A 20,549-nucleotide genomic window follows, 5' to 3' on the forward strand; every position below is an offset into this window, starting at 1 on the left:
AAAAATTATAGTATTTTATTGTTGTTTATCTTGTGTTTTAATTCAAGCCTGTTCGCTGAATTATTAAAAGTTTCACCACAAAAAGGTGAATCTGTTTATACATTACTTACAAGATATAATTTGACTTACGAGAAAAATATTGATTTCTTTTTGAAACAAAATCAGAATAAAATTTCAGAACAAAAAGGTTTGTATCTTGGAAAAGAATATGAACTTCCTATCAAAATTGTAAAGTTCAATAATAAAAACATTCGTTCAACTTTAAATATTGATTATGAGACTGCAAAAAAAATTCAAGAGTATAATTCAATTGTAGTAAAAAAAGGATTAAAGAAATCTTCTTATAAAGATGACCAAATTCTTTGGGTACCATTTATTGAATATGATTTAAACAATGACATTAATAAAAAAGAAAATGAGAAAAATGTTGCAAAAGATATTTTTTTAAGAAATAATTTTAAAAAAAACAACGATCTATTCGGTGAAAAATACAAAATCAATTCTGTTTTAGATAATAAATTAGCTGGACATTATTTCTATTTGATCTCAGGGCACGGCGGACCAGATCCGGGTGCAATTGGATTTAGAAACGGTTTCGAATTACACGAGCATCAATATGCTTACGATATATCACTCCGGTTGGCTAAAAAGCTTATGGAAAGCGGCGCAGAAGTGTTTTTGATCGTTCAGGACGATGAAGATGAAATATCTGATGAGAAATTTCTTAAAAAATCTGGAACTGAGAAATTATTAAATGGTGATACAATTTCAAGTGTTCAGTCAATACGATTAAAACAACGAACAGATTTAGTCAATGAAATATTTCGAACTTATAACAAGAAGGAAACAAATCATTTGCTCATTGAAATACACGTAGATTCAAGAATCACTGATAAACGTATTGATATTTTTTTCTATCATCAGCCTGAAAGCGAAAAAGGAAAAGAATTTTGTGAAGCTCTTCTAAATACTATCAAAGAAAAATATGACAAAAATCAGCCAGGACGTGGTTATCAAGGTAGGATATTTGGCAGAAATCTTTGGACGCTTCGAAATGCTATTCCTACTGGGGTTTACGTTGAACTGGGTAATATTCAAAATCCGCAAGATCAAATTAGATTGATAGAACCATCTAACCGGCAGGCAATTGCAAACTGGCTATACAAAGGTATTTTACAGGCATATAATATAAAATAGAGGGAATTTATGGTAGGTGTTGGTTACGATATTCATCAATTAAAGCAAGGCGAAACATTAATACTCGGTGGTGTCAATTTTGAGACAGAATTTGGCACTGTTGCCCATAGCGATGGCGATGTTCTGCTTCACGCAATAATGGATGCGATTCTTGGAGCAGCCTCTCTTGGCGACATTGGAGAACATTTCCCAGACAATAATGAGTATTTCAGAAATATTTCTTCTCTTGAATTATTGAAAAATGTGATAAAATTAATTGATGAAAAATATATTATCGTCAATATCGATGCTACTCTCATTGCCGAAAAACCTAAAATTAAAGATTTCAAAAACAAAATGCGAGAAAATATTGCTAATGCTTGCAATATTTCTATTCACCAAATAAATATTAAAGCTACGACTAATGAAAAATTAGGTGCTCTTGGTCGTGGAGAAGGAATTGCGGCTATTGCAATATGCCAATTAGAAAAAAAATATTAAAATATTTAAGTCATCTTGTTTTATTTGTTTTGCTTACAATCCCAGTGTTTGGGAATTATTTCTATCCATATAAAATTAATTTTTTCAAATCAATTGATCTTGGTGAAATTATTCATTCAAACAATGAATTTTATATATTAAACTATGGTCTGTTTGGTGAAAATAGCTACATCTACAAAACTAATAATTTTAACCCTGAAAGTGGTCTTACACTCCACAACACCTCGTTATTGTATGCGAAATCAGCATTGGATAAACTCATTTTACTAACATCCGTTAATGATAGTTTATTTCTTGAAGTATACTCGGATAATACTATAAGCCATAAAATATATATTTCCAGTTCATTCGAGAATTATTATAAATTAATTGACATTCAAGTTCAAAAGAACAATATTTTATTACAAATTGACAAAAATATTTATTTATTCAATATTACTAACAATTTCCCAAAAGTATTTTCAATATTAAGTCAGAATGCATTAGATGCAAATTTTTATTTGTTAAATGATAAAGTCTTTATTGCAATTGTTGAGGAAGAAAGTTCCCAAAATGTTATTAAATTTTTTGATTCGGATGGGAATATTTTTAATAGTCTGTCAGTTCCTTCCTATAACAATGTCAAAATTATTGATATATATAATTATTTATCTCTTATTTTTAGTTCATTTGACAATAAATCTTTGATATATTTAATAAACAAAAGAGATTATACAGTTAGCAATTCAATATGGGTTAATTCTAATTCAAATTTCATTGCTATTTCAAACAATTCTATATACTCTTTGCAAACAAATGAAAAAACGTATGTATTAAGTAAAATTCACACTTATTCAAATATTATAAATAATGCTGATTTTCCAATTGAGTTAGTTGAACCATTTTATTTGAAAGTTATTAACAATCGTATTTATGCAATATTTAAAAATGGTATCTGCATTACAGATACCAATTTGTCGATACAAGCAGTTTATTTTTTCAATATTTCACAGCAAATAAGCAAAATTATTGATGTTTTTGAATGTAAAAATCAAATTATTATTACATCCAAATCAAATTCAATGTTTTTTGAAATAAAAGATAATCAACTTTCAGTTGTGAAATTCTTTTTCTATAAATATGCTAAATACATTATTCCATTATTAATTGTTCTAATAATGCTATTCCTCATTAACAAAATCATAGCTAAGAGCAAATTACTAAATATTATTGCAAATATTCCTTCTACAGGTTTTTTATTTATTATTAACCACAGGGGTAAACTGATTTTTGCTAATGATTATGCCTCTAATTTGATTTCACTTAGTAGGAATGTTCCATTGAATAAAAATTTCAGAGATTATTTCAAAAATGATGCTATTAGTGAAGTTTATAAATTTTATGAGATAAATAAAAGTAACAAGAAAACTATTAAAGAAAAATTATCATTAAATTTAGATGGTAATCCGACCGAATGGTTATGTTCGATAATTCCTATAAGAGATTTCAGAGGCTTTGCAAAAGGTTATGTGCTATCCGGAATTGATATAACTGAACAACTTGAAAGAAAAAGATTAGCTAACTGGGCTCAACTTGCTCATGATATGCAAACTAATCTATCTACAATAAAACTAAATGCTGAACATATCAGTAATTCTGACATTGACCAAATTCATTCACGACAGAAAAAAATAATTCATCAGGTTAATATTTTGATGAACCGTATTCGTGATATTGTAACAGTTGGACGAACAGATATTCTGGACTTACAGATTGTGAATTCTTACGAAATATGTAGTCAAGCAGTTGCAGAATTTGACGAAGAATTATTTCCAAATGTGAAATTCACATTAAATGTTAAAAATTTCGAACTAAAGTGTGATAAAAATAAACTTGTGCGAGCTATTCGTAATGCTATTGAGAATGCAATACGTGCTCTCCCAGACAAAAAAGGCGAAATTACTATTACTTCAGATTTCGATAATAACTTCGCATATTTTTCCGTAATTGATAATGGCAAAGGAATGGACGACGAAACTAAATCAAAATTTCTCAAACCCTACTTTACAACGTCTAGTCAATATGGAGGCAGTGGAATTGGAACAATAATAATGCAAAAAGTCGCAGAAATGCATAAAGGGCGTATCATTGTCGAAAGCAAAGTGAATGAAGGCACTAATATTACTTTCGTTATTCCTTTTAAAATATCTATTTAAGCCACCTCATAATTCTAATTCCCAAAATCGCCTGTACCGACTTCCATTTTTCTTCTCGTATTTGGTCAAGTAATAAATATGAAATTTGAATATAAGGACTAATGTAGTATTTTTGCCCAATATCAATATCTCTTCCAACATTCAAAAATGGAGCAAGATTAAAGGTATTAGCTTTATTAATCCGACCTTCACTAACAACTCTGCTATATGATGGTGGATTTGTCGGAAATGGATTTGCATAACTTGGAGATAATATTTTTTCAATATGTTTTTGCTTGTTAGATAGAATTATATGAAAAACGTTCCCAATTGAGACATAATAAAAACTATTTTCAATTCTTTTCTTAAATTCAAAATTGAAAGCTATATTATCGAATGAATTTCTAAAAATATTTTCATAAGTAATCACATCTTCTTGCCCATTCGGTAAAATTATTGGTAATTGCTGTTTTGCCGAAAACTCATTTTTCCGGTAATTATAATTAATTCCTAAAGAGAACGAACTATTCCCATCTAATATCCATTTTTCATAATTGATTCCCAAAACATATGAAGAACCATTACCATCCTCAAATTTGCCACAATTGCAATCATTCTCATAAAAACTAAAATTACCCAATTCTTTTGAAAAACCATGTTGCAAGGCTATTCCTAAAAAATCATAATTGATATTTTCTGGCAACCTTGGCGATAGTTCCCAATTAAAACCTTGAGCCTCCAAGCTAATGCTTACAATAAATAAAGTGAAAAAAACTATTATCAACAATCTTGTCATCTCTCAACAATAAAAAATTTTGTATCAAAAATTGAATATCCATCAGTTATGGAAATTGCATAAACTCCAACACTCAAAGAATTAACATCAATATCAATTAAATCTAAGCCATCAGTTTTTATTGTCATCAGTTTTTCATAAAATATTTGTCCATATGAATTTGTTATTTTCACTAATAAACTTGAATAATTCTTTGATGTATTAACCAAAAGATTTAATTTCTCGGTTACTGGATTTGGGTAAAGGGAAATAATTACTGGTCTATTAAAATCAATAGGATTTATTTTAAGTGGCAACCCACAAATTGAATCAAGAGAATATTTCCCGTTAAGAATTTTTAAATCATATATTTTTTTACAATTATCAGAACCAAAAACCACATTTTGAAACGCTAATTCGCTTATTTGATTATCACCAAGATAAGTTTTAAATTTTAGTATCAACAAAGTATCATTTGGAAGAAGAAAAATATCGGAATGAGCTTGAACAGTAAGTTTTCCTTTTACATTATCATTAATATTGACAGAAGCACCTTCTGAAGCTGTTCCTTGTGTTGTTTTACTAATATATTTTAGCAATGTAGGATTAAATACAACTTCAAATTGATAATATTTGGCATATATTGAAGGTTTGTAATGTTCTGCTGAAAGTAATATTGGAATATCTATTATTCTTCCCGGTTTACTTTTAATATTATTGTCAATGTTCAATTGAGCCAATATTGGTGGAACACTTGCTGCCTTCAACATAATTATTAACGTATCTTTGGGAGCAGTAGAATTGTTTATTAAATAAGCCCGTGAATAATATACTCCCGGTGGATAAGAAGCGTTAAATGTAAATGTTACGTATTCTGAACCATTTGGATTAATAGAAAAATCGTTCTTGGAAACAGAAAATTTATCATTATCCTCAATCATTATTTGATTTACATAAAGCTTAGTGTTACCTATATTTTGTATTCTTATCGTTGTATCTTTCGAAGAAGGACAATTTCCTTCAATATCGGCACTATAGAACACATTTCCAAAGTCGATAGTATCAATATTGGTAAAGATTTCTGGCTCTATTGCGCGACCAACTAAAAATATTTCTTTCTTTGTATCGCTGCTACTGTATCCAAATAGATTTCTTGTAGTAAAATCATTTTCAATAGTATATTTCAATAAGAAAAGACCTCTTTTATCTGGATTAATATCAACAGCAATTTCATTTTCTTGGTCAGGAAATAAATGAGCCTTAGGAAACGGTTTTGATATTGTAGCTGAGCCTGAAATAGTATTATTAATATTATCCCAAATGTTTTGATTAATTATACCATAAGGGATATTTCCAGTGTTTTTCAGTCGAAAAGTAACCCTTGTATTTTTTTTGACTTGAATATCTCCAATAAATATTGTATCTCTACGAAAGTCATAGTTAGAATGAGTTAATTCTAAATTCTGTTTTACTCCGCATCCGATTACTTTGACAACACAAAAATCAACAGAATCAGGTTTCAGGTCTTCACGAGGAGTAAAACGCACTTTAAAAATTGCTGTATCAGGTCCCAGATCTATTGGTCGATATCTAATTTCATAAACTAAATTTGTTTTTTTCGGTAATAATGAAATTGGATACTGTTTTTCTTCAAATTCAAATTCTTTACTGGTATATCCTTGGGTAATTAAAGAATCATTTGAACCAACAATTTTGATTGGAAAATTCTGAGTATTTCTGACAATATGTTTTCTCATCTGTTCTAATGGAGAACTAACAAACATCGAATCAAACATAATTACATCGTCGAATCCATCAATAAATTTAACTGTTTTTTTAGTAATTAATTTGAAAGTTTTTTGAATAATAATTCTCGTTGTATCTTTAGGATCCACTAATCCAAGTTTAATCATTGCTGTTTTTCTTCCAACTGGTTCAGCAATCAAATCAGGCAATGGAGAATATTTAATTACAAGGTTTTCATTTCTTCTATCTGAAGTGTTTAGGTTGAAAGGTAAAGCAGGTGAGTGAGGAGAAAATCGCAAATATTCAAATTCTGTAAGAGCATCTGGACTTGCGAATATCTCAATTGAAGGCGAAACATTAAGCATTCGCAATTCCCCGGTACCAATATTTTTTAATACAAAAGTTTCATACACTTCGTCATAAATATAGCAAGGACCAAAATGTATCGTAGATTTTGTTGAATCTTGTAAATAGTATATATCACCTGCTAACTGAGAATATGAATTATTTGAAAAAACAAAAAGTAATATTATTAATATGATTATCATTTTTTCAAGTAATTTTATTATTTTAGTTAAACAAATGTAACTTTATTGTAAAATTATCATTATTAGTTATAAGAAACAAATAATAAAAAGAATAGGAGAATATAAAATGAAACGGTTTTCAGCTTTTATTTTATTCTTTTTTGCAATTTTTCAATTGTATTCACAACCCAAAATTGAATTTATAGGTGGTGAAACTGTTGATTGGAAAGATGTTTCTCCAAAAGACAATCCACTTCATTCTGAAATAATCATTAAAAATGTAGGTAATGAGAAATTGGTCATAAAGGAAGTAAAACCTACTTGTGGATGTACCACCGCTCCATTAGATAAATATGAGTTAGCTCCCGGAGACACGACAAAAATGAAAATTACTTTGAATTTAGGTTCTTCTTCCGGAAAAATCCATAAAACAATACGAGTAACATCCAACGATCCAACTGCTCAAAATAAAATTATCTCTCTAAAAGCAAATGTTATTCGACCAATTGAGATTAAGCCAGCTAATTACATTGTTTTTGATAATCCAAAAGTTGGTGTCGAAAGCACTGCTAAATTCTTTATAAAAAACAATACTAATAAACCAATAAAAATAAGTGATTATAAAACTGAACCGAATATTCTAAAAATCAATCTCGTCGGTGAAAAACAAATCCAACCAAATGAAGAAATTGAAATCATTGCAAGGATTATCCCCGATAAAACCGGATATTTGAACGCATTTATTAAAATGAATACAACAGAACCCGATACACCTGAAGTAGAAATTCGTTGCTATGGTAATGTTACCGAATCGCCAATTTTTAACTCAAAATAATATTTACAATTACCAATGCATTATTTTAGTTAATAGGCTGCCCCAAAGGGCAGCCTATTTCATTACATAGCTTTAGTAGTTGAGGCTGACAGAAATTCAATATTCATTCTACTAATAAATCTCACTGGAATATTCTTTGGACAATTCGCTTCGCATTCATAATAATTACGACAAGCACCAAAACCTTCTTTATCCATTTGTTCAATCATAGCAATAGCTCGTTTCTTTCGTTCTGGTTGCCCCTGCGGAAGCAAAGCTAATTGCATGATTTTCGCTGCTGTAAATAACATAGCAGCACCATTAGGACATGAAGCTACACAAGCACCACAACCTATACACTGAGCTGCATCCATAGCTAAATCTGCGTGTTCTTTTGGAACAGGGATAGAATTTGCATCCTGAGCTGCTCCTGTATTCACTGATACATATCCTCCAGCAGCAATAATTCTATCTAAAGCTGAACGATCGACAACTAAATCCTTTATAACAGGAAAAGCACGGGCTCTGAATGGCTCAATCCACAGTTCATCTCCATCTTTGAACATTCGCATATGAAGCTGGCAAGTAGTAGTTCCTTTTACATTTCCGTGAGGTCGCCCATTAATTGTCATAGAACAGGCGCCGCATATTCCTTCGCGGCAGTCATGGTCAAAAGCTATTGGCTCTTTCCCTTCAGAAATTAAACGTTCATTTAACACATCAATCATTTCCAGCAGCGACATATGCTCGGAAACATCCTCCATTTTATAAGTTTCGAAACTCCCCTTGGAGGCAGCATCTTTCTGACGCCAAATGTGAAGTGTAAATTTCATTTTTGCACCTTTATTGTGTTTAAATTATTTAGCTTATAAATAATTGAATTGTTAATATTCAAGATAACAACCTTGTCCTTTTGTTTCAGTTCGTCAATTATTTTTCTATAATCTGGTGATAATTCACTATCAGAATAGAACATTTTTCCAATAAAATATACCTCATTCTCATCATAAAAATTATATTGATTTACTTCTTTAATATTTTTGAAATCGTTGTATTTGAGATAATCATAAAGCATATAGTTATTATTATCTATCACTAACAAGTCGTTCTTGTCTATTGCCAATTTGAGATTATCGATTTTGTTTTGATAAAAATCATTATCAGAAGTTAATACAAATTGAGTTGTTGAAATAAAGTTATAACTAAAAAGCAAAATTCCTATCGAAAGATAAAGTTTAAAACTAACATTATTGTTAATGAAAATTACAAGAAACAATATTAGAAAGAAATATATCGATATCCAGAACTCAAGATTATTCGAAGACCAAAAACTGAAAAACCCTACAAAAAAAATCAAATATAATATTAGCCAAAATTTTTCAATTTTATAAGATTTATTTTTGATGAAATTATTTATTGAAATAATGAAGAAATAACAGAATAATGTGCATAGTGTGAAGAGTAATATTAATGCAAAATAGATTTCCCAATTTAAAGCATTTCGAATTAAATAATACTCTTCTTTAAAAGAATTGCTAGAGAAATAATTTGAAATATTGTTTTGAACAAAATCTAAACCAAGTATTAAATGTATTGAAGTAATTACACGTGCAAAACCTATTAGATCATTTAATATTATTGAAAATCCAAGATTAGACCAGAAATATGGTAATTTATGAGCATAAAAGGTTAGTTCATAATATGCCTCAGATATAGATTTCACTTTGTAATCAAAAATCAATACTAATACATATGGAATACCGACAAGAAGCAAAAAATATATTCCAAACTTTAAAATAATACTTGTTTTTTTTCTCGAAAAAAGAAAACTAATAAAGTATACAAAAAGCAGAAAAACATAAGTTTGATGAAATAAAGTGGCTAAAGCAGCAAATAAAGAAATTTTAAAGTAATCATCTGGATTTTTTAAGAAGTAATACAACGATAGCACAGCAAAAAATAATGGAATAATGTATACTTCCACAGAAGTAGAATAATACCAAATTCCGTAAGAAAAAGCCACCAGAAAAGAAGCAGAAATTGCTTGAATTCTCTTAAAATCGTAACGTTCAATTAATATCAAACAAAATAAAGTAACAAGAGCAGCTCCAAATGCACTATTAATTCCGGATAATATCAAATACACTTCGCACGACGGGATGAAAATGTGGATTCCTTTTACTACAAGTAATGTAAAAACGTGATAAAGAAGGTGATGAGGATGAAATACCCACACACCTTCTTTTGCACGAGCTGCATAAATTATTCCATCGTGTGCAATCGCTTGATTTTTTGATAAAGTAAGTAAGTAGATAGCCAAAAATACACTATATACAAACAAATAGAACAAGCGATTATTTGTCTTTTCGAGCATTATTATTTATAGCTCCGCACTTGCAATGGAACATTTTCAAATGTTAATTCTTCTTGGTGTCTAATTGGTTTTTTACCATCTCCGTTATATTCCCAAACTGCAACGTGACAATATTTCTCGTCATTGCGTTTTGCTTCGCCATCTTCGTATTGGTATTCTACTCTGAAATGTGCCCCACAGGATTCTTCTCGTTCAAGGGCATCCCAAGCAAGCAATTCTGCAAATTCAAGAAAATCAGCAACTCGACAAGCACGTTCCAGAGCAACATTTAGTGATGCATCCTCACCTGGAACATTTAGATTGTTCCAGAATTCTTCCCGAATTTTTGGAATTTCTTCCAGTGCATGTTTGAGACTTTGAGCACTACGCGCCATCCCAACATCTTCCCACATTATTTTACCAAGCTGCTTGTGGAATGAAGTGGGTGTTCTTTTTCCTTTTATAGAAAGTAATTTATGAATTTTATTACGAACGTCTTCTTCTGCTTTTCTGAATTCTGGATGCTCTGTAGTTATTTTTTCAAGTTTTGCTTTTGCAAGATAATCTCCTATTGTATAAGGAATAATGAAATAACCATCCGCAAGACCTTGCATAAGAGCACTTGCTCCAAGTCGATTAGCACCGTGATCGGAGAAATTCGCTTCACCAAGAACATGTAATCCGGGAATTGTGCTCATTAAATTATAATCAACCCATAGCCCGCCCATTGTATAATGAGCTGCAGGATAAATCATCATCGGTGTTTTATATGGGTCGTCTCCGGTAATGCGTTCATACATTTCGAAAAGATTACCATATCTTTCTTCGATTTTTTGCCTGCCCAATCTCTTTATTGCATCAGCAAAATCGAGATATACACCATATCCGGTCGCAGATACTCCGCGACCTTCGTCGCACACTTCTTTGGCTGCACGTGAAGAAATATCACGGGGTGATAGATTTCCGAAACTTGGATATTTGCGTTCAAGATAATAATCGCGTTCATCTTCAGGAATTTCGTTTGGAGGTCTGCGGTCTCCTTTTTTCTTAGGCACCCAGATTCGTCCGTCGTTACGTAAAGATTCACTCATCAATGTTAGCTTAGATTGATGGTCGCCGCTTACTGGTATACATGTTGGATGAATTTGAGTAAAGCAAGGATTAGCAAAACCAGCACCTTTTTTATAAGCACGGAAAGTAGCTGTAACATTGCAAGCTATAGCATTCGTAGATAAAAAGAAAATATTAGCATATCCACCAGTTGCTAAACACACTGCATCGCCAACAAAAGATTCGATTTTTCCAGTTATTAAATCACGAGTAACTATTCCACGACACACTCCATCAATCAGAACAATATCCATCATTTCTTTACGAGTGTGTATTTTAACGTTGCCGTTTTGAACTTCTTTCATTAAAGCTTGATACGCACCAAGTAGAAGTTGCTGTCCCGTCTGCCCACGAGCATAAAATGTACGAGAAACCTGAGCACCGCCAAATGACCGATTATCGAGCAATCCACCGTACTCACGAGCAAAAGGAACTCCTTGTGCAACACACTGGTCAATAATGTTATTAGACACTTGTGCTAATCTATAAACATTTGCTTCACGAGCACGGAAATCACCACCTTTTACTGTATCGTAGAAAAGCCGCCAAATACTATCACCATCATTGCGATAATTTTTTGCAGCGTTAATTCCACCTTGTGCAGCTATTGAATGAGCTCTGCGCGGAGTGTCGTGATAAGTAAATACTTCAACATTATAGCCAAGCTCAGAAAACGATGCTGCAGCAGAGCTACCTGCAAGCCCTGTACCAACAACAATGATTTTATATTTGCGTTTATTAGCCGCATTAATAAGTTTCATTTCAAAACGGTGTTTGTCCCATTTATCCTGAATTGGACCACTTGGTATCTTCGAATCTAATTTCATACTGCACCTCCAACCAATCCTAACAGAACAGAAATTGGTATTGATATGTATAACAATGTAATAATTATCGAAAAAATAGTACTACATCTCTCCATCCAAGGAGTAAATTTCGGACCAGTAACGCCTAAAGTATGGAAACAACTTTTAATTGCATGGCTAAGATGAAAACCAAGTAGAACAACTGCAACAATATATGCGAGAGAAATGAAAGGATTTCTGAAACCTAACACCACCATTTTATAAACATCGTGTCTCTCAGTTAATATGTTTTGCTCTACAAAGCAGTCTTTTGGCATAGATTTCAATTGCTCTTCCGAAACATTACCAGGCAAAACATATGCTTTCTTAACGGTGAGTTCGTGATGTGCGTAGTCCTCTGGATTAGTAATTCCGAAAGTAAAATGCAACAAATGATAAGTTACAAAAGCAAAAATCATTATTCCTGTTACAAGCATCGAACGTGAATTGATTTTGGCTTTTGCGTAGTTAACAACCTGATATTTCACCGGCTTAGCAGCACTATTAATTGAGCTAAGATACAACGACGTAATAATATGAAGAATAAGAGAAACGAATAATACTATTCTCACAATCCACAGTATCTCTCCTATACTTTTCAGAAATTGGGCATACGTATTAAGTGGTTCAGGACCAAGGTAAATTTGAAGATTTCCGACCAAATGCCCAATAATAAAAAGCAGTAGCAAAACACCTGTGGTTGCCATCACGATTTTGCTCAATACAGTTGAGCGTAGAAAATTTAAAATTGCCATAGAACTTTTTATTATTGTTAATAATTTTATTATTTTCATTTTCAATGTTACACAAACACACAAAATTATAAAATAATATGAATTAATATTAGAAAAATCACATATGCGATACTTTTTTATCGATAAAATTGCACTCAAATAATTTTACTTGTATTTGCGTCTATTATTATTTATAATGATATTTATAATGATTAAACAGATATAGAATATGAATTTACATAGATGGATCCCTTTTATATTGATTATTACCTTTTTTACAATTATTATTGAAGCATACGTTTTGTTTCACTGGACAAAGTATGCAAAAAAACATAAGTTCCATAAGTTAACCTATCAAATTCCTATAGTTATCTCATTTTTAGCGATAATTTCATCAATGTATTTCAATTTTCTAAGACTATTTTCAAATTCGCCAGATTTAAAGTATAATTTTTTTCTAATTTTCTCAAGTTTATGGTATCTTCCTAAATTAGTTATCGTACCTTTTTTGATAATTAAAGATTTAATTGTTTTTTTCAAAAATATATTAATTTCAATAAGAAACAAAAAAAATATTGCTAAGCATTCAAATATTTCAGAAGTAGACTATTCAAAAAGACATTCGATTGCAACAGTTGGATGGTCTTTTGCTGCAATTCCTTTTATTTCGGCTGGTTTTGGTCTCACTCGTGATACAAATTCAATACAATTCCAAGTTATTGAATTAGAACTTCCAAAATTTCCTTTAAAAAATAGTCAATTCACTATCGTCCAAATTAGCGATATTCATAGTGGGTCTCTCCTATCTAAAAAGCTTATTGAAAAAACAGTAAGTGCGATTAATGATATTAAACCTGATATAGTAGTTATTACAGGTGATTTTGTTAATTTTCGAATTGAAGAACTTGACTTTATTTTACCTTCGCTAAATAATTTATATCCAACTTATGGTACTTTCGGTTGTATGGGCAATCATGATTATTACGTTGGTAGTGATAAGATTAGTAAGTTCAATCAAAAATTGGAAAAAGTTGGTATTAAAATGCTTAACAACTCGAATATTCAAATAAATACTGGTCAGGGTATTATTCAAATTGCTGGTGTTGAAAATACAGGAATGAGCAATCAAAATTTTGCTGATTTCGATAAGGCAATTGAAGGGTTAAACCCAAATAATTCGATTATCTTGCTTTGCCACGAACCAAATAATTGGGAAAAGAGTATATTAAAAAAATTACCTATTGACTTAACTCTATCAGGGCACACTCACGGAGGACAATTTGGAATTAACATAATTGGGAAGGAAATCTCACCTGCATCACTTGTTTATAAATATTGGGCTGGTCTATACAGAATTAGCGAACAATACTTATATGTTAATCGAGGACTTGGGACAACTGGACCACCTTTCAGAGTTGGAGTAAAACCTGAAATTACTATTTTTAAACTTAAAGCTCCTAAAAAAATAGTTTAACATGGTTTAACAATGTAATTCATCTAATATTTCACGCCACGCTTTAATATTATTTTTATGGAATTTTGCAACTGAAGTCTCCTCCTCAGAATCACGAAAAATCAAGCCGAGAAAAAATTTAACTATTTGAGATTTAATAATTTGGCATTTTGCATAAAACTTCAGTTTGTTTATTAGATTATGTTTTTTTGCAAAAAATACTTTGCTTAGAAGCAATTTTTTTGTGGTCTCGAATGAAAATCTATCGCTGCTTGAACTTGCACCACGCAAATGAATTACTCGTGATTGATGACAAAAGATAATTCTTTTCCCGAAGGATTTAATTTTATAAGAAAAATCCATATCTTCTGAGTAGAAAAAATAATCTTCATCGAAACCACCAATTTCATCAAATACGCTTTTTCTTACTGCCAACACAGCACCATCTGCATATCCAAAACAGAATTTTGGGAAGTCAAGATTGAACTTATTAAAAATTGCTTTTCTTATTGTGTTTTCAATTGGATTAATAAAAGTCAATTCTTTTAAACCACTTAAAATATTAGGAAAATCACCATAAGAATATTGATAATTGCCATTTGGAAAAATCTGTCTTGGAAAAGCAACCGCATTCTTTTTGTTTTGGGATAATTTTTTCAGTAATCTCTCAATAGCATTATCCAAATAAATTACATCAGAATTAGAAATAATAACGAAGTCATTGCTACATTTTTCCATACCACGGTTAACAGCATATGAATAGCCAAAGTTTTCTTCATTTTTTACTACAAAAACATCTGGAAAAGAATTACGTAAGTATTCAACAGTTCCATCAGATGAGCAGTTATCAACTACAATAATATTTTGCACATATTTATTTGCAGTACTATAAATTGATTCTATACATTTTCCTACTAAATATTTTGTGTTATAAGAAATAACAACAACATCGCACTTCATACAAGTCAAACATTATTTTAACAATTTAATTGGTTATTATTGTAAATATAAATAAATTTGTAGTTTGATAAAACTTGTTTTCGATATAATTTACATATTATAAATTATTGGAGGTATGTTCATTGAAAAAGTATTTCGGTAAGATTTTACTTGTTGTTGTTCCAGTGATTGCTGCAATAGTATTACTCTATCCAACTTACCAGGCATCAAAGTTGGAAGAAAAAGAAGCACAAGCAATTGCCAAAGCTAAGCAAGCAACCAATAGCACAGACTCACTGGCAATAATGGAAGCATTTAAAAAGCAATACGGTGAAGCATTAAAAACCGCAAAAGCTCGTCGCTTAAAGTTAGGTCTTGATTTGCGTGGCGGTATGTATGTTACAATGGAAGTCGATGTTGTAAAACTAATTGAGGAAACTGCTCAAAGAGAAACTATTGACGAAATTTTTAAAGATGTAATTGCTAAAACCCGCAAGGAAGCTGCAAATACTGATGAAGCAGCATTAAATATATTCCTTCGTAATTTTGATAAGATTGCTCGACCTCAAGGCAAATCCTTATTAAATTACTTTGATGTTGGTGATTTACGTGATGCTTCCGAAGAAAAAATTATTTCCTCACTGAACGAAAGCATTGATAAGGCTATCGACCAGGCTCAAGAAGTAATTCGTCAGCGTATTGACCAATATGGCGTAAGTGAACCAAATATTCAAAAACAAGGTTCGCGTCGAATTATGCTTGAACTCCCGGGCATAACAAATCAAGATGAAATGCGCAGCCTTTTGCAAACTACTGCTCGCCTTGAATTTAAATTAGTAAGAAATTATAAAGAAATAGTTCAGGCATTTTACAAAATAGATCAGATGCTCAGCAATAAAATAAAAGCAGGAAAAGGACTTATTGAAGAACCAATTGCTCAATTAGACGCTCTCAAACCAGACACTCTAAAAACAGAGCAAACCAATCCTAAACAAGATACTACTAAACTTGCTCAAAAAACAGATACTACAAGTGCCGATACGACTAAATCTACTTCAGACAGCGTTAAAGATCCATACGCAGGACTTCCACCTGAAGAAGCTCAACGTAGATATGCACTGGATCATCCTTTTACAACTCTATTTTCCACATTTTTTGTTCCCGGACAAAATCAAAATATTGTTCCAATTTATTATACATCAGACAAATTCCCTGATGGAGAATATATTTTCAGAATACCTAAAGATTCTATTTCAAAATTATTAGTATTATTATCCAGACCTGATGTTGCTGCATTAATTCCTGCTGAATTAGAAATTGCTGTTGATGCAAAACCTGACACCAGATTAAAACAAAGACAAAATATTGAAATCTTCGATTTCTATGCTTTGAAAAAAGAACCTGAACTTACTGGCGAAGTAATATCGAATGCTCGCGCTTCGTTCGACCCAACTACAAATCAACCTGTTGTGCTTATGAGTATGAGCAGCGAAGGTGCTGAAAGTTGGGCTCGCATTACAGGTGCCAATTTGAAAAAACGTATTGCAATTGTTTTAGACGGAAGAGTATATTCAGCACCAACAGTTCAAAGCAAAATTACCGGAGGAAATTCTCAAATCACTGGAATGGCAAATACTGAAGAAGCACGCTTACTTGAAATTGTTTTGAATGCTGGCGCATTGAAAGCACCTGTTCAAATCATTGAAGAACGAGTTGTAGGTCCATCGCTCGGTGAGGACTCAATTCGCAGTGGATTAAATGCTTCACTTATCGCTGTTATTTTAGTAGTTCTCTATATGTTGATGTATTATGGAGTTGGTGGAGCACTTGCAGATTTTGCTGTATTGCTTAACGTGTCGCTTATTTTGTCTGTTCTCGCTGCATTGGGTGGAACACTCACTTTGCCTGGTATTGCAGGTATTATTTTAACTGTTGGTATGGCAGTGGATGCAAACGTGCTGATTTTCGAACGTATTCGTGAAGAGCTCGATAACGGTCGTTCAATGCGTTCAGCGATCGACGAAGGTTTCAGAAAAGCTCTTTCTGCAATTATGGACTCTAACGTTACTACATTCTTTACTGGTGCTATTTTGTATTTCTTAGGCACTGGTCCGATTCAAGGATTTGCACTTACTTTGATGATAGGTATTTTAGGTACTTTATTTACTGCAATTGTTGTAACTCGTGCAATTATTGAAATCATTATGGCAAAAGGTGTTTCTTCGATTGATTTTGGTCAACCAAAAATTAAACAAAATAATTAATGAGGTGGAATATGAGATTTTTCAAAAATCCAAATATAAATTTCTTAAAGTATAGAAAATTATTTGTGAACTTATCAATCACTTTGATAATTGCTTGTATAATAATAACAATCATAGAAGGTGTTGAGTACGGTATTGATTTTGCCGGAGGTACAGAAGTTGCCATATCCGTTTCAAAACCATTATCAACAGATAAAATACGTTCGGTTGTAACTAAGTCCGGACTTACTGGTGTAGAAATAAAATCTTTTGGTGAAGAAAACCAGTTTTTAATTAGAACAATGGAGTCCACAAATGCTCCTGAACTCATCAGCAATTCTCTTACTAAAGCATTTCCAAATGAAAAAGTAACAATTATGAAAGTTGATAAAATCGGTCCAAAAATTGGTAGCGAGCTAAGAGCTCAAGCTTTCTGGGCTGTTTTACTTGCTGTTATTGTTATGTTAATATACCTTGCATTCCGGTTTGAGTTCATTTTCGGATTAGGTGCAATCGTCGCTCTTGTTCACGACGTAATTCTAACATTTACAATCGCTGTTACCCTAAACAATTTAGGAATTTTTAACTTGGAAGTTAATTTGTCTATTCTTGCTGCAATGCTAACTGTTGTAGGTTATTCAGTAAACGACACAGTGATTATCTTTGACCGTATTCGTGAAAACAAAGAGCGCCACAAAGGTATGAACTTTATTAAATTAGCTAACCTTAGTATCAATGAAACATTAAGCCGTACTGTTAATACTGTTTCTACTACTTTACTTGCATTATTATCATTGTTCATCTTTGGTGGTCCTGTTCTTCAAGGATTTGCTCTTATAATGATTATTGGTATTATTCTTGGAACTTATTCATCTGTATATATAGCAAGTGCTTTTGTTATTTGGTACTTGGAAAGAATAAAGAAAATCGACCTTGAAAGTGGTTTTCGTGAAGTTATTGGAGCAAAATCTGAATAATTAAGTCTCTTGAATTATTATAAAAAGGCTGTCAAACTTTTTTTTGGCAGCCTTTTTAATTATATAAGTAAATTAGTATTAGTTCCATTATCAATTATCAATTATTTAATAATTAAATTAGAAGAAGGGACATATTTAATAACTAATATATGCCTAATAAGAAAATATTTTATTAGATATTTTAACTTAATACAAATAAAATGATAATCTTGGAGATATAATTGAAGTAATGGTTTGAAGCGGAGAGGGCGAGATTCGAACTCGCGGTAGAGAGTTTATCCCTACGACGGTTTAGCAAACCGTTGCCTTAAGCCACTCGGCCACCTCTCCTAAAAGAACATAAATGAGATACAAAATTAATATATTATCTTATAATAAACAAATATTTTTTATATTATCGCATATTTTATTCTTATTTTTGTAATATAGTTAAATTAAATAAGGAATAAAAATGGCAGATGATAAAAAAATAATTTTCTCAATGATTGGTGTTAGCAAAATTTATCCACCAAATAAACAAGTTCTTAAAGATATTTATCTTTCGTTTTTTTACGGAGCAAAAATTGGTATCATTGGGTTAAATGGTTCAGGAAAATCATCCTTGCTTAAGATAATTGCAGGTGAAGACCAAAACTACGACGGACAAGTGGTTTTCTCTCCAGGTTATTCTGTTGGATATTTGCCGCAAGAACCCATCTTAGACAACAATGCAACAGTTAAAGACATTGTTATGGAAGGGGTGCAAGAAGTCGCAGATTTGCTTAAAGAATACGAACAGGTTAATGCTAAATTTGCTGAAGAGCTCTCAGATGAAGAAATGGACAAATTAATTCAAAGACAAGGCGAACTTGCAGATTTGCTCGACAAACACGATGCTTGGGAATTAGATAATAAACTCGAACGTGCAATGGACGCATTACGTTGTCCCCCACCTGATGCGATTATCGGCAATCTTTCCGGTGGTGAACGCCGTAGAGTTGCTCTTTGCAGGCTTTTACTTAAACAACCTGATATTCTACTTTTGGACGAACCAACAAACCATCTTGATGCTGAAAGTATATTTTGGTTAGAACAACACTTACAACAATACAAAGGAACCGTCATTGCTGTTACCCATGATAGATATTTTCTTGATAATGTTGCTGGTTGGATTCTCGAATTAGACCGTGGAGAAGGTATTCCTTGGAAAGGAAATTATTCGTCGTGGCTCGACCAAAAAGCAAAGCGATTAGAACTTGAAGGGAAAACTGAAGCAAAACGTCGTAAAACTCTCGAAAACGAGCTTGAATGGGTTCGTATGTCTCCAAAGGCTCGGCACGCAAAATCAAAGGCTCGTTTAGCTGCTTATGAAAAACTATTAAATGAAGATATTAAAGAAAAAGAGGAAAAATTAGAACTTTATATTCCAAATGGTCCCCGGCTTGGTTCAAAAGTTATTGAGTCTCAAAATGTATCCAAAAGCTATGGCGACAAGTTACTATTCGAAAATTTGAATTTCGATTTGCCACCAGCAGGAATTGTTGGCGTTATAGGACCAAATGGTGCTGGAAAAACTACTTTATTCAGATTAATAATGGGGATTGAACAACCGGACACAGGCAACATTACAATTGGCGATACTGTTAAAATTGCATATGTAGACCAACAGCATACCGAAGTAAATCCTGAAAAAACTGTTTGGGAAGTTGTGTCAAACGGATTTGATGAAGTAGTGCTCGGAGGAAGAAAAATTAATACTCGTGCATATCTTGCCAGATTTAATTTTTCGGGCTCCGACCAGCAAAAGAAGTGCGGCGTTCTCTCTGGCGGCGAACGTAATCGTCTTCATTTAGCTATGACTTTGACAAAAGAAGCAAATGTATTGTTGCTTGACGAACCTACAAATGATATTGACGTTAATACTTTAAGAGCTTTAGAAGAAGCATTAGACAATTTTGCCGGTTGTGCCGTTATCATCACTCACGACAGATGGTTTCTCGATAGGATTGCAACTCATATTCTTGCTTTTGAAGGCGATTCACAAGTATATTTCTTTGAAGGCACTTATTCAGAATATGTTGAAAACAGGAAAAAACGTGTAGGCGACATTACACCACATAGAATTAAATACAAGAAATTAATCAAGTAGTTTATTTAAGTTAATAACAAAAAAGCAGTCCCTATAAAAGGACTGCTTTTTATT

The 20,549-nt window shown here is 31.9% G+C and carries 15 protein-coding genes and 1 tRNA gene; 8 read left to right on the plus strand and 8 right to left on the minus strand.

Going from position 1 to position 20,549, the window contains the following annotated elements:
• Positions 1 to 21: 21 nt before the first annotated feature.
• From ACY2LT_RS03050 to ACY2LT_RS03060, 3 genes are read left to right on the plus strand one after another with little or no spacing between them, the layout of a single operon-like run.
• A complete protein-coding gene (locus ACY2LT_RS03050) occupies positions 22 to 1,197 on the plus strand; it encodes an N-acetylmuramoyl-L-alanine amidase family protein (protein WP_491816314.1) in 1,176 nt (391 codons plus the stop codon).
• A gap of 9 nt (positions 1,198 to 1,206) precedes the next feature.
• Complete coding sequence (ispF, locus tag ACY2LT_RS03055) at positions 1,207 to 1,677, plus strand: 2-C-methyl-D-erythritol 2,4-cyclodiphosphate synthase (protein ID WP_491816315.1); 471 nt, start codon at positions 1,207 to 1,209, stop codon at positions 1,675 to 1,677.
• Complete coding sequence (locus tag ACY2LT_RS03060; RefSeq protein WP_491816317.1) at positions 1,653 to 3,872, plus strand: sensor histidine kinase; 2,220 nt, start codon at positions 1,653 to 1,655, stop codon at positions 3,870 to 3,872. The genes ispF and ACY2LT_RS03060 overlap by 25 nt, the downstream gene beginning before the upstream one ends.
• Here ACY2LT_RS03060 and ACY2LT_RS03065 read toward each other — a convergent pair.
• Together ACY2LT_RS03065 and ACY2LT_RS03070 are read right to left on the minus strand one after the other, a co-directional pair.
• A complete protein-coding gene (locus tag ACY2LT_RS03065; protein ID WP_491816318.1) occupies positions 3,865 to 4,647 on the minus strand; it encodes a hypothetical protein in 783 nt (260 codons plus the stop codon). The genes ACY2LT_RS03060 and ACY2LT_RS03065 overlap by 8 nt on opposite strands.
• Positions 4,644 to 6,920, minus strand: coding sequence for a T9SS type A sorting domain-containing protein (locus ACY2LT_RS03070; protein WP_491816320.1), 2,277 nt, complete (start codon positions 6,918 to 6,920; stop codon positions 4,644 to 4,646). The genes ACY2LT_RS03065 and ACY2LT_RS03070 overlap by 4 nt, the downstream gene beginning before the upstream one ends.
• A gap of 106 nt (positions 6,921 to 7,026) precedes the next feature.
• On the opposite strand from ACY2LT_RS03070, the gene ACY2LT_RS03075 reads away from it, so the two are divergent.
• Positions 7,027 to 7,734, plus strand: coding sequence for a DUF1573 domain-containing protein (locus tag ACY2LT_RS03075; RefSeq protein ID WP_491816322.1), 708 nt, complete (start codon positions 7,027 to 7,029; stop codon positions 7,732 to 7,734).
• A gap of 62 nt (positions 7,735 to 7,796) precedes the next feature.
• On the opposite strand, the gene ACY2LT_RS03080 is transcribed toward ACY2LT_RS03075, so the two are convergent.
• The 4 genes from ACY2LT_RS03080 to ACY2LT_RS03095 are packed head-to-tail and all read right to left on the minus strand — an operon-like array spanning position 7,797 to position 12,776.
• Entirely contained in the window at positions 7,797 to 8,546 is a 750-nt protein-coding gene (locus ACY2LT_RS03080; protein WP_491816324.1) for a succinate dehydrogenase/fumarate reductase iron-sulfur subunit, read from the minus strand.
• On the minus strand, positions 8,543 to 10,087 hold the full coding sequence (locus ACY2LT_RS03085) for a glycosyltransferase family protein (protein ID WP_491816325.1): 1,545 nt from the start codon (positions 10,085 to 10,087) through the stop codon (positions 8,543 to 8,545). Before ACY2LT_RS03085 ends, ACY2LT_RS03080 begins: the two co-directional genes overlap by 4 nt.
• Before the next feature lie 2 nt (positions 10,088 to 10,089).
• Entirely contained in the window at positions 10,090 to 12,003 is a 1,914-nt protein-coding gene (locus tag ACY2LT_RS03090) for a fumarate reductase/succinate dehydrogenase flavoprotein subunit (protein ID WP_491816327.1), read from the minus strand.
• A complete protein-coding gene (locus ACY2LT_RS03095; RefSeq protein ID WP_491816328.1) occupies positions 12,000 to 12,776 on the minus strand; it encodes a succinate dehydrogenase cytochrome b subunit in 777 nt (258 codons plus the stop codon). The genes ACY2LT_RS03090 and ACY2LT_RS03095 overlap by 4 nt, the downstream gene beginning before the upstream one ends.
• A 208-nt stretch (positions 12,777 to 12,984) precedes the next feature.
• Between ACY2LT_RS03095 and ACY2LT_RS03100 the strand changes: the two genes are divergently transcribed.
• Positions 12,985 to 14,229 (plus strand): metallophosphoesterase, encoded by a 1,245-nt coding sequence (locus ACY2LT_RS03100; protein ID WP_491816330.1) that lies wholly within the window; start codon positions 12,985 to 12,987, stop codon positions 14,227 to 14,229.
• Positions 14,230 to 14,235: 6 nt separating this feature from the next.
• Here ACY2LT_RS03100 and ACY2LT_RS03105 read toward each other — a convergent pair whose 3' ends face one another.
• Positions 14,236 to 15,168, minus strand: a complete 933-nt coding sequence (locus ACY2LT_RS03105; RefSeq protein WP_491816331.1) for a glycosyltransferase family 2 protein — start codon at positions 15,166 to 15,168, stop codon at positions 14,236 to 14,238.
• Between the two features lie 122 nt (positions 15,169 to 15,290).
• On the opposite strand from ACY2LT_RS03105, the gene secD reads away from it, so the two are divergent.
• Positions 15,291 to 17,411: a protein translocase subunit SecD gene (gene secD / locus ACY2LT_RS03110; RefSeq protein WP_491816333.1), complete on the plus strand. Its 2,121-nt coding sequence runs from the start codon at positions 15,291 to 15,293 to the stop codon at positions 17,409 to 17,411.
• Positions 17,412 to 17,422: 11 nt separating this feature from the next.
• Complete coding sequence (gene secF, locus ACY2LT_RS03115; protein WP_491816334.1) at positions 17,423 to 18,367, plus strand: protein translocase subunit SecF; 945 nt, start codon at positions 17,423 to 17,425, stop codon at positions 18,365 to 18,367.
• Between the two features lie 240 nt (positions 18,368 to 18,607).
• Here the strand turns inward: secF and ACY2LT_RS03120 are convergent.
• Positions 18,608 to 18,697, minus strand: a tRNA-Ser gene (locus ACY2LT_RS03120).
• A gap of 121 nt (positions 18,698 to 18,818) precedes the next feature.
• Here ACY2LT_RS03120 and ettA point away from each other — a divergent pair.
• On the plus strand, positions 18,819 to 20,495 hold the full coding sequence (gene ettA / locus ACY2LT_RS03125) for an energy-dependent translational throttle protein EttA (RefSeq protein ID WP_491816336.1): 1,677 nt from the start codon (positions 18,819 to 18,821) through the stop codon (positions 20,493 to 20,495).
• The last annotated feature ends 54 nt before the right edge of the window (positions 20,496 to 20,549 follow it).

It is taken from the genome of Eximiradius proteiniborus (genome assembly GCF_058546985.1).

Bases quoted from the DNA above. Each gene is read 5' to 3' on its own strand.
- ACY2LT_RS03075 (WP_491816322.1), top strand. From the start codon at position 7,027: ATGAAACGGTTTTCAGCTTTTATTTTATTCTTTTTTGCAATTTTTCAA.
- ACY2LT_RS03095 (WP_491816328.1), bottom strand. From the start codon at position 12,776: ATGGCAATTTTAAATTTTCTACGCTCAACTGTATTGAGCAAAATCGTG.
- secF (WP_491816334.1), top strand. From the start codon at position 17,423: ATGAGATTTTTCAAAAATCCAAATATAAATTTCTTAAAGTATAGAAAA.
- ACY2LT_RS03060 (WP_491816317.1), top strand. From the start codon at position 1,653: ATGCCAATTAGAAAAAAAATATTAAAATATTTAAGTCATCTTGTTTTA.
- ACY2LT_RS03105 (WP_491816331.1), bottom strand. From the start codon at position 15,168: ATGAAGTGCGATGTTGTTGTTATTTCTTATAACACAAAATATTTAGTA.
- ispF (WP_491816315.1), top strand. From the start codon at position 1,207: ATGGTAGGTGTTGGTTACGATATTCATCAATTAAAGCAAGGCGAAACA.
- ACY2LT_RS03065 (WP_491816318.1), bottom strand. From the start codon at position 4,647: ATGACAAGATTGTTGATAATAGTTTTTTTCACTTTATTTATTGTAAGC.
- ACY2LT_RS03070 (WP_491816320.1), bottom strand. From the start codon at position 6,920: ATGATAATCATATTAATAATATTACTTTTTGTTTTTTCAAATAATTCA.
- ACY2LT_RS03080 (WP_491816324.1), bottom strand. From the start codon at position 8,546: ATGAAATTTACACTTCACATTTGGCGTCAGAAAGATGCTGCCTCCAAG.
- ACY2LT_RS03090 (WP_491816327.1), bottom strand. From the start codon at position 12,003: ATGAAATTAGATTCGAAGATACCAAGTGGTCCAATTCAGGATAAATGG.
- ACY2LT_RS03100 (WP_491816330.1), top strand. From the start codon at position 12,985: ATGAATTTACATAGATGGATCCCTTTTATATTGATTATTACCTTTTTT.
- ACY2LT_RS03085 (WP_491816325.1), bottom strand. From the start codon at position 10,087: ATGCTCGAAAAGACAAATAATCGCTTGTTCTATTTGTTTGTATATAGT.
- ettA (WP_491816336.1), top strand. From the start codon at position 18,819: ATGGCAGATGATAAAAAAATAATTTTCTCAATGATTGGTGTTAGCAAA.